Source organism: Marinimicrobium sp. LS-A18 (assembly GCF_000463525.1).
GTDB lineage: Bacteria > Pseudomonadota > Gammaproteobacteria > Pseudomonadales > Cellvibrionaceae > Marinimicrobium > Marinimicrobium koreense.
Genome location: NZ_AWEP01000007.1, coordinates 11,992 through 25,617 on the forward strand (window position 1 = coordinate 11,992; position 13,626 = coordinate 25,617).

Sequence of the window (13,626 nt, forward strand, 5' to 3'; positions counted from 1 at the left end):
CTAGATAATGGCTCGTTATATTGGACCTACATGTAAACTGTCCCGTCGTGAAGGCACCGACCTCTTTCTGAAGAGTGGTGCTCGTGCGCTGGATTCGAAGTGTAAACTGGAAAGCGTTCCTGGCCAGCATGGTCAGCGTCGTGGTCGTCTGTCTGACTATGGTGTGCAGCTGCGTGAAAAGCAGAAGGTACGTCGCACCTATGGCATGATGGAAAAGCAGTTCCGCAGCTACTACAAAGAAGCCGCTCGCCGTAAGGGTGCCACCGGTGAGAACCTGTTGAAGCTGCTCGAAGGCCGCCTTGATAACGTTGTGTACCGGATGGGCTTTGGCTCTACCCGTGCAGAAGCGCGTCAGCTGGTGACCCATAAGGCGATCAGCGTCAACGGCAAAACCCTGAACATTCCGTCCTATCAGGTGCAGGAAGGTGATGTGGTTGCCGTTCGCGAGAAGGCCAAGAATCAGTTGCGTATCCAGAACGCCCTGACCCTTGCCGGCCAGCGCAGCAATGTTGAGTGGATCGATGTGAACGCGGACAAGAAAGAAGGTGTTTTCACCCGAGTTCCCGATCGCAGTGAATTGCCCGCTGAAATCAACGAGAACCTTATTGTCGAGCTTTACTCCAAGTAAGGGACTAACCGCTAACAGGTGTGGCTATGCAGACTGCAGTAAACGAATTTTTGACTCCGCGTCATATCGATGTGACCGAAAACAGTCCGACCCACGCTCGCGTGGTGTTGGAGCCGCTTGAGCGCGGTTTCGGTCACACTCTGGGCAATGCCCTACGGCGTATTCTGCTCTCCTCCATGGCGGGCTGTGCCATTACTGAAACCGAGATTGACGGTGTGCTGCACGAGTACAGCGCGATTGAAGGTGTGCGGGAAGACGTTATTGAAATCCTGCTCAACCTCAAGAACGTTGCGGTTGTGATGCACGGTAAGGATCGCGCGGTTCTGACTCTGAAGAAGAAGGGCCCGGGTGTCGTTACCGCAGGAGATATCCAGGTTGATCACGATATCGAGGTGAAGAACCCCGATCACGTGATTGCCCATATCACCGGTGATACCGAACTGAACATGCGCCTGACCGTGGCTCGTGGTCGCGGCTACGAGCCGGCTGATGCCCGTCGTCACGACGAGGACGAAAGTCGCGCGATTGGTCGCCTGCAGCTGGATGCGACTTACAGCCCGGTCCGTCGTCTTGCCTATACGGTCGAGAGTGCCCGTGTAGAGCAGCGTACTGACCTGGACAAGTTGATTCTGGATCTGGAGACCAACGGTACCATCGATCCGGAAGAAGCGATTCGTCGTGCAGCGACCATCCTGCAACAGCAGCTGGCCGTGTTCGTCGACCTGGAGGCTGAGAAGCAGTCCACGCCGGAAGAGAAAGAGGAAGCAATTGATCCTGTTCTTCTGCGTCCGGTTGATGATCTCGAATTGACAGTTCGCTCTGCGAACTGCCTGAAGGCAGAGAATATCTACTATATCGGTGATCTGATTCAGCGCACAGAAGTTGAGCTGTTGAAGACCCCGAACCTGGGTAAGAAGTCTCTGACAGAGATCAAAGATGTACTCGCCTCGCGCGGTTTGTCACTCGGTATGCGTTTGGAAAACTGGCCCCCGGCCAGCTTGAAGAACGAAGACTGATAATACATTGTTTCGTCGCCGGTCGTTTGGCCGGCGGTTAACGAGATCGCTGTGAAGCGATCGTTAGTGAAGGGTTTAGCGTCATGCGTCATCGTCATAGTGGCCGTCAACTGAATCGTAACAGCTCTCATCGCAAAGCCATGTTTCGCAATATGACCGCGTCTCTGGTTGAGCACGAGCTGATTAAAACCACCTTGCCCAAGGCCAAAGAACTGCGTCGCGTAGCCGAGCCGCTGATTACTTTGGCCAAGAAGGACAGTGTTGCCAACCGTCGTCTGGCGTTCAGTCGCCTGCGTGATAAAGAAGCGGTAGGTAAACTGTTCGCGGAGCTGGGTCCTCGTTATGAGTCCCGCCCCGGTGGCTATATCCGTATCATGAAGTGTGGCTTCCGTGCCGGCGACAAGGCCCCCATGGCCTATGTTGAGCTGGTGGACCGCCCCCAGATTGAAGCGGGTGAAGAGCCGGTAGAAGCGGCAGCGGATACCGCCGAGTAATATCGGCGCCGCGCTGATGATGTCTTTCGTGGACATCATTGAAGCAGATACAAAAAAGCCAGGCTGATGCCTGGCTTTTTTGTATCTGCGAGAAATGCTTTTAGTCAGGCTTTCTCGGCTTTCTTTTTCCCTTTTTTGCGCTTTGCGGCCACCTTCAGCATCGGTTTGAGGAAACGACCGGTGTGGGATTGTGGCTGCTCAGCCACCGCCTCCGGCGTGCCGGTGGCGATAATCTCGCCCCCACCCGAGCCGCCTTCCGGCCCCAGGTCGATAAGCCAGTCAGCGGTTTTGATCACGTCGAGGTTGTGCTCAATCACCACCACTGTATTGCCGTGATCCCGTAACCGGTGCAGAACCGCCAGAAGTTGCTCGATATCGTAAAAGTGCAGCCCGGTCGTCGGTTCATCGAGAATGTAGAGAGTCTGGCCGGTGTCCCGTTTTGAGAGCTCGCGGGAGAGCTTGACCCGCTGCGCTTCCCCGCCAGACAAGGTCGTCGCCGCCTGGCCCAGCCGAATGTAGGAAAGTCCCACGTCCATGAGCGTCTGCAGCCGATTGGCAATCGCAGGGACCGGGTCGAAGAAGGTTCTGGCTTCTTCGACAGTCAGCTCCAGCACTTCGTGAATGCTTTTTCCCTTGTATTTCACCTCCAGTGTTTCGCGGTTATAGCGCTTGCCTTTACATACGTCGCAGGGCACATAGACGTCCGGCAGAAAGTGCATCTCCACCTTGGTGACCCCGTCGCCCTGGCAGGCTTCGCAGCGGCCACCGCGGACGTTGAAACTGAATCGTCCCGGTTTGTAACCGCGTGAGCGGGCTTCCTGGGTTCCGGCAAACAGCTCTCTGATGGGGGTAAAAATGCCGGTATAGGTTGCCGGGTTGGAGCGTGGGGTGCGGCCGATCGGGCTCTGATCAATATCGACGCATTTATCGAAGTGATCCATGCCTTCGACGGTTTCATAGGGCGCCGCTTTGAGCGTGGTGGCACCATTGAGTTCCGTCGCCGCCAGCGGGTGAAGGGTGGCATTGATCAGTGTGGACTTACCGGATCCCGAGACGCCGGTCACGCAGGTCATCAGGCCCACCGGGAGCTCTAGGGTGACGTTTTTCAGGTTGTTACCCCGGGCGCCGGTGATCCGGAACATCCGGTCGGGTTCTACAGGATGACGCTCCGCTGGCACAGCGATTTCCCGCTTGCCGCTGAGGTACTCCCCGGTAATCGAGCCGTCGGTGGCCATGATGGCGTTGACGTCGCCCTGGGCGATCACCTGACCGCCATGGACGCCGGCGCCAGGGCCGATATCGATCACATGGTCGGCCTGGCGTATGGCATCTTCATCGTGTTCGACCACAATCACCGTATTGCCGATATTGCGCAGGTGGGTCAGTGTACGGAGTAAGCGCTCATTGTCGCGCTGGTGCAGCCCGATCGAGGGCTCGTCCAGGATGTACATGACGCCCACCAGGCCGGCACCGATCTGACTCGCGAGGCGGATTCGCTGCGCCTCGCCCCCGGACAGGCTGTCCGCGCTGCGGTTCAGGGACAGGTAATTCAGACCCACATCAACCAGAAAACGAAACCGGTCACGCAGCTCCTTGAGTATTTTCTCCGCAATGCTCGCCTTGCTGCCGTGAAAGTTGAGGGCGCTGAAGTAGTCGTAGGCCTCCCCGACCGGCAGCTCGGTCATCTGGGGCAGGGTGTGCTCGTCGATGAACACATTGCGCGCCTCCTCTCGCAGACGCGCACCGCCGCAACTGGGGCAGGATTGCGAGGACATGTACTTGGCCAGCTCCTCGCGAACCGACGAGGATTCGGTGTCCCGATAGCGCCGCTCCATATTGGGCAACACACCCTCAAACCGGTGCCGACGCTGGTAGAGGTCGCCGCGCTCATTAATGTAACTGAAGTCAATTTCTTCGTCTTCCGAGCCGTAGAGTACCACCCGCCGGTCTTTGGCTTTGAGCTTCTTCCAGGGCGTATCGATATCGAAACCGTAGTGCTCTGCCAGGGAGTCGAGCATGTGGTAGTAATAAATATTGCGCCGATCCCAGCCGCGAATGGCGCCCTCGGCCAAGGACGCCTCGGGGTTCTGGATCACCCGGGATTCATCAAAGAACTGCTTCACACCCAGGCCGTCGCAGGTCGGGCAGGCGCCAGCGGGATTGTTGAACGAGAACAGGCGCGGCTCCAGTTCACTCAGGCTGTAATCACAGACCGGGCAGGCATGCTTGGCGGAGAACAGTTGGTCGCCCTGTTCGCCATCCATAAAGCTGATGCCGGCCAACCCTTCGGTCAGGTTCAAAGCGGTCTCGAAGGACTCGGCAAGCCGGGTCTGCAGATCGGGCCGGACTTTGAACCGGTCTACCACCACTTCGATGGTGTGCTTTTTCTTCTTGTCCAGCTTGGGCAGGTCATCCAGATCCACCAGAATGCTGTCCACCCGGGCACGGATAAAACCTTCGCGCTTCAGTTGCTCGAAGATATGTAAGTGCTCACCCTTGCGGTCCCGGATGACCGGGGCCAGAAGCATGAGCTTGGTGCCCTCGGGTAGGGCGAGCACCGTGTCGACCATTTCGCTGACTGTCTGGGCTGATAATGGCTCACCGTGCACCGGGCAGCGGGGTTCCCCCACCCGTGCGAACAACAGGCGCAGATAGTCATAAATCTCGGTAATGGTGCCCACGGTGGAGCGCGGGTTGTGGGAGGTGGATTTCTGTTCGATGGAGATGGCCGGGCTCAACCCTTCCACGTGGTCGACGTCGGGCTTTTCCATCATGGAGAGGAATTGCCGGGCGTAGGTGGAGAGTGATTCGACGTAGCGCCGCTGGCCCTCGGCGTATAGGGTGTCGAAGGCGAGTGAGGACTTACCCGAGCCGGACAGGCCGGTAATCACGACGAGTTTGTCCCGCGGTATGTCGAGGTCGATATTCTTGAGGTTATGGGTGCGCGCCCCCCGAACCAGAATGGTATCCATCATGTCTCCCGAAACGACCAAATCCCCCATTATACGCATTCCCACCGAGGGGCGGTCACCCGGGTTGTAAAGGATTGTAGTGAGTAATAGTCACGCCCGGTTTGGAGCGGGGCATACCCTTTGGAGACCCGCCGTGAATACATCCCTGTAGGCTTCTCATCGGCATCCTTGCCTCAGAGAGTCTCCAAAGGGTATGCCCCGCTCCAAACCTCGGTGCCAGTATCGCTGAAGGTGGGCGTAGGGCTGGTAAGCGCGAAGCGCGCACCTGCCGTTGCCGGGCCCGATACCGGTGAAGTCTGAGTTGGGTTGCGGCAGGTGCGGCCTTCGGCCTTACCAGCCCTACGCGACTCTTTGCCAGCAGCGGACCACCCCAGGAGCTGGGATCTTGAAAGATGGCACCGAGGCGCGGAGGAGGGTAGGCCCTTCGGAGACTCTCTGAGGCAAGGATGCCGATGAGAAGCCCCCAGGGATGGGTTCACGGCGGGTCTCCGAAGGGCCTACCCTCCTCCGGGCCGGGCTAGATGGAGTGCCAAGCAATAAGCACCCCCCGGCCAGTGTGTTAGAATCCGCCTCCCATTTACCCATGTGAATCAGGAGCTGTCCTTGCCGATTGTTCAGGCCCCCTTCGAGCGCCGCACGGTGGTCTCCCTGGCACTGCTGTACGCCTTCCGCATGCTCGGGCTGTTCATGGTCCTGCCGGTGCTCACCCTCTATGGCGACAACTACCGCCACGCCACCCCCCTGCTACTGGGCCTGGCCCTGGGTGCCTACGGCTTCAGTCAGGCACTGCTCCAGATTCCTTTCGGTATCCTCTCCGACCGCATCGGCCGCAAGCCCGTCATAACGGTTGGTTTGTTAGTGTTCACTCTCGGCAGCGTGGTGGCCGCGCAGGCCGACTCGGTTTATGAGCTGGTGCTCGGGCGTCTGCTTCAGGGGGGTGGTGCCATCGCTGGCGCGGTGATGGCCTTGTTGGCGGACCTTACGGCCGAAGAGAACCGCACCAAGGCCATGGCGACCATTGGTGGTGCGATTGGTGTCTCCTTCTCATTGGCGCTGGTGATTGGCCCCTTGCTGGCCAACTGGGGCGGCCTCGCGGCGGTGTTCTGGTTGACTGCCGCACTGGGGCTGGTCGGGCTGTGGATCGTCTGGCAGCTGGTGCCGACGGTTCAGAGACCGCCGCGCCGGCGGCGCGAAGTGGGCGCCGTTCCGGAGCTGATTCGACAGGTATTGGCCAATCGCGAGCTGCTGCGCCTGAACCTGGGCATCTTCGTGCTGCACTTTGTGCTGATGGCCCTGTTTCTGGTCATGCCCCAGCGTCTGGAGGCTGACCTCGGTATTGCCCGGGGGGATCACTGGTATGTCTACCTACCGCTGCTGGCGGGCGCCTTCGCGGCCATGCTGCCGTTCATCATCATCGCCGAGAAGCGTCGGCAGATGAAGCCGGTGTTTCTCGGCGCCATTGCCCTGTTGGGCCTCGCGCTGGCGGCACAGCCCTGGGTCAGCTCGTTATTCGCCGTGTTGGCCATTCTGTTTGTGTTCTTTATGGCGTTCAACCTGCTGGAAGCCAGCCTTCCCTCACTGGTGAGCAAGATTGCACCAGCGGGGGGCAAGGGCACCGCCACCAGTATTTATGCCAGCTGCCAATTTTTCGGCGCCTTTGCCGGCGGCGCCTTGGGCGGCTGGGTGTTTCAGGTGGGCGGGTTGCCGGCGGTATCGGCGGTTGCCGTAGGGCTGGTGTTGCTCTGGTGGCTGGCCGCGCTGGGCATGCGCCCGCCCCGTTACCTGGCCAGCGTTCTGATTCCGCTCAAGGGCAAGGTCAGTGACCGGTTCAGCGAAGAGCTATACGCCGTTCCCGGCGTGGCCGAAGTAGTGGTCGTGGAGAGTGAGGGGACCGCTTACCTCAAGGTGGACCCCCGGGTGGTGGACCGCAAGCGGCTGTCCGCCATCGCCGAACAGTGTGTGTTGGCCCGGTGAACCCATTCACCGACTGACAGCCAAGGGCCGCTGGTGTATCCTGACGGCCATTTAAGACAGTTTACGAACAGGAGAACATCATGGCTCGGGGAATCAACAAAGTCATTCTGATCGGGAACCTGGGTGCCGACCCGGAAACCCGCTACATGCCCTCCGGTGGGGCGGTGACCAACGTCAATCTGGCCACCAGTGACCAGTGGAAAGACAAGCAGACCGGCCAGCCACAGGAGCGCACCGAGTGGCACCGGGTGGTCTTTTTCAACCGCCTGGCCGAGATTGCGGGCGAGTATCTGAAAAAGGGCAGCAAAGTCTACATCGAAGGCTCCTTGCGTACCCGCAAGTGGCAGGGGCAGGACGGTCAGGACCGCTATACCACTGAAATCGTCGCCAACGAGATGCAGATGCTCGACGGCCGTGGTGGTGACAACAGCAACTATGGCGGCGGTGGCGGTTATGGCAATCAGTCCGGCCCGTCGGACGATTACTCCGCGCCACAAGGTGGCGGCAATTACGGCGGCCCCCAGAATGCGCCCGCTCAGGGTGGGCAGCAGAACGCGCCACGGGGCGGCGGCCAGCCTCAGCAGCCAGCCGGCGGCTTTGACAGCTTTGATGATGACATTCCGTTCTAAAGCCACGTCCAGGTGAGTTACCGCGTTTGAAACTGCTGTTGACTGACGCCTCCCATGCCCTGGGCAAAGCGCTCGAGCACGAGCTTGAGCGCGAACCCTTTGCGCTGATCATGCCCGAGTCGGCCCGGCTGAACTGGACCGATATCGGGGAGGTTCGCGCCTGGATTGAGCATCAGCGCCCCAGACTGGTGATCAATACCCTGGGGTGGGCCGATCGGCCCGATAGCGCTCACTGCTCCCTGATCCCCCGGGCCGCCGCCATCCTGGCTCAGGTTTGCGAGGAGCAGCGCCTGCCCATGATCCAGTTGTCCAGCTATCAGGTCTTTGGCGGGGATAACAAAAGTAGTCATGCGGAAAAAGACGAGCCCATGCCCCAAAGTGACGCCGGGCGCGCCTGGTTGGCGGCCGAGCAGGCGGTGACCGGGGCGCTGTCGAAGCGGTTGATTCTCCGCCTGAGCTGGATGATTGGCAGCTATGGTGACAACCGCCTGACCCGCCTTCTTGGCGCGATTTTCAGTGGTCAGGGGGAGGTGCCGGTCCATGTCCGACTGAAAGGTTCCCCCACGGCGCTGTCCGATGCGGCCCGAGTGATCGTGGGCGTGGTCAAGCAGATCAGCTGTGGGGCGGAGAACTGGGGAGTCATGCATTACGCCAGTCGCGAGCCCTGCAGCGAAGCGGATTTTGCGGAAAAGGTGATTGCCGTACTGGGCCAGCTTGACAGCATGCCGGAGGGGGTCGAGCTGACGAGGCTGGAGTCCTTGCCTCCGGATGAGCCCATCAGCGCGGTGTTGGGTGGGCGGCGCCTGCGGGATGGCTTTGGCGTACAGGCAAGGGCTTGGGAGCCCTACTTGGTACCCATGGTCAAACAGTGGCTGCACCAGCGTCAGAGTTGATCAGTCGGAAGTCAGGACATAAAAACGTGGTGGACATAAAAAACGCGGCCGATGCCGCGTTTTTTATGTCCATCTGAACGGGATCTGGCGGTTCAGTCGGCCATGCGCTGGAACACCAGGCAGGCATTGGTGCCGCCAAAACCGAAGCTGTTGGACATGACTCGCTCCAGAGTCACCCCATCCTGACGCTTGGTCGCGATCGGCAGCCCTTCCGCTTCGGGGTCCAGCTGGGTGATGTTCGCCGAGGCGCAGATGAAGTCGTGCTTCATCATGAGGAGGCTGTAGATGGCCTCCTGTACGCCGGTGGCACCCAGAGAATGCCCGGTGAGGGATTTGGTGGAGCTGATGGTCGGCACCTTGTCGGTAAAGGTGGCGCGAATGGCCTTCAGCTCAGCCAGGTCGCCCACCGGTGTACTGGTACCGTGGGAGTTGATGTAATCAATATCCCCGTCGGTGGTCGCCAGGGCCTGCTTCATGCAGCGAATGGCGCCTTCACCGGAAGGGGCCACCATGTCATAACCGTCAGAGTTGGCGCCGTAGCCAACCAGTTCGGCGTAGATTTTGGCGCCGCGAGCCTTGGCGTGCTCATATTCTTCCAGTACCAGGCAGCCACCACCACCGGCAATGACAAAACCGTCGCGCTCCGCATCATAGGCGCGCGATGCTTGTTCAGGGTTGTCGTTGTACTTGGTGGACAGGGCACCCATGGCGTCGAACAGGCAGGTCAACGACCAGTGCTCTTCTTCGCCGCCACCGGCAAACACGATGTCCTGTTTGCCCAACTGGATCTGCTCCATAGCGCTGCCAATACAATGGGCACTGGTGGCGCAGGCGGAGGAAATGGAGTAGTTCAGCCCCTTGATCTTGAACGGAGTGGCCAGACAGGCCGAGGTGGTGCTGCCCATGGTCTGGGTGACCCGGTAGGGACCGACCCGCTTCAGGCCTTTCTCCCGCAGTACGTCGGCCGCTTCCACCAGGTTCTTGGAGGAGGCGCCGCCAGAGCCCATGATGATGCCGGTGCGCTCGTTCGACACCAGCGACTCATCGAGGCCGGCGTCAGCAATGGCCTGATCCATGGAAATATAGGCAAAGGCCGCCGCATCGCCCATGAAGCGAAGCACTTTGCGATCAATGCGCTCTTTCAGGTCAATGTCGATGGAGCCCGCCACTTGGCTGCGGAAACCCATCTCGGCATAGCTGTCCTGAAATTTGATGCCGGAACGGCCTGCGCGTAATGCCTCGAGTACGGTGGCAATATCATTACCTAAGCAGGACACAATGCCCATGCCGGTAACTACAACGCGTTTCATAGGCTACCTCTTATCTCTGTTTGTAGCGGAAGCAGTGGGCGCCATTATGCCATACAAACCGCTCTGTCGGGGCGGGGATTGGACCGCTCGACAGAAGCTGAGTTCAGCGCCACGGGCTGGCCCGGCTGCCCGATTTAGAAGGAATCAGTGTTCTGAAACAGACCGACGCGCAAATCCTTGGCAAAGTAGATGTCTTTGCCATCGACGGATACCCGGCCGTCGGCGATGCCCATGATCAGCTTGCGCTCAATGACCCGCTTCAGATTGATGTGGTAGGTGATTTTTTTGGCGGTGGGCAGAATCTGCCCGGTGAATTTCACTTCACCACAGCCCAGGGCCCGTCCCTTACCGGGGTTGCCCTTCCAGCCCAGGAAAAAACCCACCAGTTGCCACATGGCGTCCAGGCCCAGACAGCCGGGCATAACCGGGTCGCCGGGGAAGTGGCAGTCAAAGAACCACAGGTCGGGAGAAATATCGAGCTCGGCGATGATTTCGCCTTTGCTGAATTCCCCGCCCGTTTCGCTGATATGGGCGATCCGGTCGAGCATCAGCATATTGGGCACGGGCAACTGGGCGTTGCCGGGGCCAAACAGGCGGCCGTGGCCACACTCGAGCAGTTCGTCACGGCTGTAGGCGTTCTTTTGGGCAAAGGCGTTCATAATAGGGGCTCTGTTACAGTCTATATCGGCCCATCGGTCACCGTTGCGGGTGGATTCAGGGCGGCAAAGGTCGCCATTCTACCGACTGTGGGGAGCTTGTCTAGTGAGTCCGGGCCAGGGCGAACTCCGCCACCTCGGCCATGGCCTGGGTGTAGGCGTTCTCTGGCAGGGCCGCCAGCTGTGCCCTGGCGCTGGCGACCTGGGCGCGAGCGCGCTCGAGCGTGTATTCCATGGCGCCAGTTTCCTCGACGATGCGCAGGATCTCCGGCAGCTTTGTGGTGTCTCCCGCCCGGATCGCACTTGCCACCAGCGCCTTCTGGTCCGGTGTTCCCGTCTGCATGGCATAAATCAGGGGCAGGGTGGGTTTACCCTCCGCCAGGTCGTCACCGACGTTCTTGCCCAGGGCCTCGGCGTCTCCCTGATAGTCGAGCGCATCGTCTACCAGCTGAAAGGCCATACCGACGTGGTGGCCGTAGGCCCTCAGCGCCAGGCGCTGGTCGGGGGTTGCCTCGCTGAGAACCGCTGCCACGTCGCAGGCTGAGGCAAACAGGATGGCCGTCTTTTTGTCGATCACCGAAAAGTAGTTGTCCTCGGTGACGGCGGGGTCCTTGGCGTTGACCAACTGCTGGACCTCGCCCTCGGCGATACGGTTGGTGGTCTCCGACAGCACCGACATGATGTCCATGCTGCGAATGGCCACCATCATCTGAAACGCCCGGGAATACAGGAAATCCCCCACCAGCACCGCCGGTGCGTTACCCCACTGGGCGTTGGCGGTAATGCGCCCCCGCCGGCGCTCCGACGTGTCGACCACATCGTCGTGGAGCAGGGTGGCGGTGTGGATGAACTCAATGATCGCCGCCAGGTCCAGGTTGTCCCGTCCTCTATAGTCCAGTGCCCGGCAGGTGAGCAGCACCATCAGCGGGCGCAATCGCTTGCCCCCGGCCTCAATAAGGTAGTGACCAATATTCTCGACCAGCTCTACATCGGAATGGAGCTGTTCGATGATGCGCTGGTTTACGGCTTCGAAATCGTCCGCAACAACCTGGTGGAAAGGCAGCATGGGGCTTGGGCTCTGTTGCTGATAAAGGAAAGGCATCCTAGGCAGGGCGGGGGTGGCTGTCAAGAATTCCGGCGCCTGCCGTCAACCGGCCCATCGGTACCTCCCCTCCGGTGCTCGTCACAAAACCTTCACAAAACTGTCGCCCAAGATTCATAAAACTTGTTGAACATAGGCGCCACACGACGAGATGAGCCGAGTTGCTTGCGAGGTTCTCTCGGACCAGACATGGACTATTGGCCGAGGCCGGTAGTCCCCGTTTTCAAAAAAAGCGATCCATCAGGAGTGCTCAACCTATGAAAATCACGACCCTTGTTAGCGTAACCGCTTTGACTGCAGTGCTGGCGGCCTGTGGTGGCGGCGATATTGAAATCGATGCCCGCAACCAGTCCAGTGTCGACAACTCGATTGGTGAAGGCGCTGTTGTCGGTGGTGGCGGTACTCAGCAGCCCGAGGAAAACAATCCCTGTGCCTCCTACGAGCAAGATGGTGAAACCTTTCAGGGTTCCTATGATGCCCCCAACTGCGTGTACGGCACCGATTTTGTCAGCCTGAGCAAGCCCTACACCGGTTCTGAAGAGCTGGTTTTTGGCGACCTGTCCAACGACGGCGCCCACATCTTCAACGACAGCCTGATGATTGGTCAGGGCTATGACAACGACGCTGACATGGAAGCGGCTGGCATCGCCCAGGGTGGTGACGGTTCCGTATTGCGCCTGGAAGCGGGCACCATTCTGGCCTTCCGTTCCAGTGATGATTACTTCGTGGTCAACCGCGGTTCCCAGATCTTTGCCGAAGGCACCATGGAAGAGCCGGTTGTGGTGACTTCTACCTCAGACATCGAAGGTACTGTAGGCGCTGAAGATGTCCAGCAGTGGGGCGGCATGATCATCAATGGTTTCGGTATCACCAACAAGTGTGCCTACACCGGCACCATGATGGATGGCGACCTGGCCACTTCCGACTGCCATATCGCCGCTGAAGGTAAGGCCGGCGCTGGTCAGACTTACTACGGTGGTGACAACAATGAAGACAACTCCGGCTCTCTGGAGTACTTCATGGTCAAGCACACCGGTGCTCAAGTTGCTCCGGGTAACGACCTGAACGGCATTTCTTTCAACGCGGTCGGCTCCGGTACCGAGGTGAACTTCCTGCAGGTTTACTCAACCTACGACGACGGTATCGAGTTCTTCGGTGGCGCGGTTGATATCAACAACTACGTGGGTCTGTATGTCCGCGATGACTCCATCGATATCGACGAAGCTTATGTCGGCACCATCAACAATGCACTGGTGATTCAGGGTGAGACCGATGGTGATCACTGCATCGAGTCTGACGGTATTGGCAGTTACGATGGCCTGGACAGCGCGACTATCGACGATTTCGTGGCTCGCGGTCTGAACACTCGCGCCAACATCAACAACCTGACTTGTATCGTCTCTCCGAACGCAGCGGGCACCCACGCTGACGGTCACGGCTGGCGCATCCGGGAAGCGCACTTCCCGACCATCCGCAACTCCATCCTGACCACCGCTTACATGGGTGACCAGGCGGACGATAACTACTGTGTTCGCATTGAATCTGACGAAAGCCTGCAGGCGGCTCAGGACGGTGACCTGGTGATTGAAGAATCCATCATCGCCTGTGCCACCCTGACCAACGGCGGCCCGCTGCCGGATAGCACCACCACTCGTGCCTTCCTCGAAGCCAGCAATGACGTGATGCAGACCGCGGCTGACGGTGAAGACCCGACCGCTGACGACGTCGATGTCAACCTGGCGATCCTGGACGGTTTCTACTCTCTGCCGCTGGGCGACATGGTGGTCAACGGTAACGCCACTCAGGTGACTCCGGTAGATGCAGACTTTGTCGGTGGCGTGACTGCTGACAACGACTGGACCGCTGGATGGACTTACGGCCTGCACCCGGACAATCGTGCCCAGCCGCTGTGGTTTGAAGCGGCTGAATAAGCCCCGACTGCAACGAGTCAA

General features: G+C 59.4%; 11 protein-coding genes. 7 read left to right on the forward strand and 4 right to left on the reverse strand.

The features are described from left to right. Nucleotides 1-7: 7 nt before the first annotated feature. The 3 genes from rpsD to rplQ all read left to right on the forward strand — a co-directional run bounded on the left by rpsD (nucleotide 8) and on the right by rplQ (nucleotide 2,138). Nucleotides 8-628 (forward strand): 30S ribosomal protein S4, encoded by a 621-nt coding sequence (gene rpsD, locus N645_RS0115860; protein ID WP_024462497.1) that lies wholly within the window; start codon nucleotides 8-10, stop codon nucleotides 626-628. A gap of 26 nt (nucleotides 629-654) precedes the next feature. Continuing rightward, nucleotides 655-1,644, forward strand: a complete 990-nt coding sequence (rpoA, locus tag N645_RS0115865) for a DNA-directed RNA polymerase subunit alpha (RefSeq protein ID WP_024462498.1) — start codon at nucleotides 655-657, stop codon at nucleotides 1,642-1,644. Between the two features lie 83 nt (nucleotides 1,645-1,727). Beyond that, nucleotides 1,728-2,138 carry a 50S ribosomal protein L17 gene (rplQ, locus tag N645_RS0115870; RefSeq protein WP_024462499.1) on the forward strand — a complete coding sequence of 137 codons (411 nt, stop codon included), beginning with the start codon at nucleotides 1,728-1,730 and terminating at the stop codon, nucleotides 2,136-2,138. A 104-nt stretch (nucleotides 2,139-2,242) separates the two neighbouring features. On the opposite strand, the gene uvrA is transcribed toward rplQ, so the two are convergent. Continuing rightward, nucleotides 2,243-5,110: an excinuclease ABC subunit UvrA gene (gene uvrA, locus N645_RS0115875; protein ID WP_024462500.1), complete on the reverse strand. Its 2,868-nt coding sequence runs from the start codon at nucleotides 5,108-5,110 to the stop codon at nucleotides 2,243-2,245. A 603-nt stretch (nucleotides 5,111-5,713) separates the two neighbouring features. On the opposite strand from uvrA, the gene N645_RS0115880 reads away from it, so the two are divergent. The 3 genes from N645_RS0115880 (at nucleotide 5,714) to N645_RS0115890 (ending at nucleotide 8,606) form a co-directional block, all read left to right on the forward strand. After that, nucleotides 5,714-7,084: an MFS transporter gene (locus N645_RS0115880; RefSeq protein ID WP_024462501.1), complete on the forward strand. Its 1,371-nt coding sequence runs from the start codon at nucleotides 5,714-5,716 to the stop codon at nucleotides 7,082-7,084. 80 nt (nucleotides 7,085-7,164) lie between these two features. Further along, a complete protein-coding gene (gene ssb / locus N645_RS0115885; RefSeq protein WP_024462502.1) occupies nucleotides 7,165-7,713 on the forward strand; it encodes a single-stranded DNA-binding protein in 549 nt (182 codons plus the stop codon). A 26-nt stretch (nucleotides 7,714-7,739) separates the two neighbouring features. Beyond that, nucleotides 7,740-8,606, forward strand: a complete 867-nt coding sequence (locus N645_RS0115890; protein WP_024462503.1) for a sugar nucleotide-binding protein — start codon at nucleotides 7,740-7,742, stop codon at nucleotides 8,604-8,606. A 92-nt stretch (nucleotides 8,607-8,698) separates the two neighbouring features. Here N645_RS0115890 and fabB read toward each other — a convergent pair whose 3' ends face one another. From fabB to N645_RS0115905, 3 genes are all read right to left on the reverse strand, one after another. Beyond that, on the reverse strand, nucleotides 8,699-9,916 hold the full coding sequence (gene fabB, locus N645_RS0115895) for a beta-ketoacyl-ACP synthase I (protein ID WP_024462504.1): 1,218 nt from the start codon (nucleotides 9,914-9,916) through the stop codon (nucleotides 8,699-8,701). Nucleotides 9,917-10,050: 134 nt separating this feature from the next. Then, a complete protein-coding gene (fabA, locus tag N645_RS0115900; protein ID WP_024462505.1) occupies nucleotides 10,051-10,575 on the reverse strand; it encodes a 3-hydroxyacyl-[acyl-carrier-protein] dehydratase FabA in 525 nt (174 codons plus the stop codon). Between the two features lie 100 nt (nucleotides 10,576-10,675). After that, the gene (locus N645_RS0115905; protein WP_024462506.1) at nucleotides 10,676-11,638 is read right to left on the reverse strand and encodes a polyprenyl synthetase family protein; all 963 of its coding nucleotides are present in this window, start codon (nucleotides 11,636-11,638) and stop codon (nucleotides 10,676-10,678) included. A gap of 293 nt (nucleotides 11,639-11,931) precedes the next feature. Here N645_RS0115905 and N645_RS0115910 point away from each other — a divergent pair, with 293 nt between their 5' ends. After that, the gene (locus N645_RS0115910; protein WP_024462507.1) at nucleotides 11,932-13,605 is read left to right on the forward strand and encodes a hypothetical protein; all 1,674 of its coding nucleotides are present in this window, start codon (nucleotides 11,932-11,934) and stop codon (nucleotides 13,603-13,605) included. Nucleotides 13,606-13,626: the final 21 nt, after the last annotated feature.

Bases quoted from the DNA above. Each gene is read 5' to 3' on its own strand.
- rpsD (WP_024462497.1), top strand. From the start codon at position 8: ATGGCTCGTTATATTGGACCTACATGTAAACTGTCCCGTCGTGAAGGC.
- rpoA (WP_024462498.1), top strand. From the start codon at position 655: ATGCAGACTGCAGTAAACGAATTTTTGACTCCGCGTCATATCGATGTG.
- rplQ (WP_024462499.1), top strand. From the start codon at position 1,728: ATGCGTCATCGTCATAGTGGCCGTCAACTGAATCGTAACAGCTCTCAT.
- uvrA (WP_024462500.1), bottom strand. From the start codon at position 5,110: ATGGATACCATTCTGGTTCGGGGGGCGCGCACCCATAACCTCAAGAAT.
- ssb (WP_024462502.1), top strand. From the start codon at position 7,165: ATGGCTCGGGGAATCAACAAAGTCATTCTGATCGGGAACCTGGGTGCC.
- fabB (WP_024462504.1), bottom strand. From the start codon at position 9,916: ATGAAACGCGTTGTAGTTACCGGCATGGGCATTGTGTCCTGCTTAGGT.
- fabA (WP_024462505.1), bottom strand. From the start codon at position 10,575: ATGAACGCCTTTGCCCAAAAGAACGCCTACAGCCGTGACGAACTGCTC.
- N645_RS0115905 (WP_024462506.1), bottom strand. From the start codon at position 11,638: ATGCTGCCTTTCCACCAGGTTGTTGCGGACGATTTCGAAGCCGTAAAC.
- N645_RS0115910 (WP_024462507.1), top strand. From the start codon at position 11,932: ATGAAAATCACGACCCTTGTTAGCGTAACCGCTTTGACTGCAGTGCTG.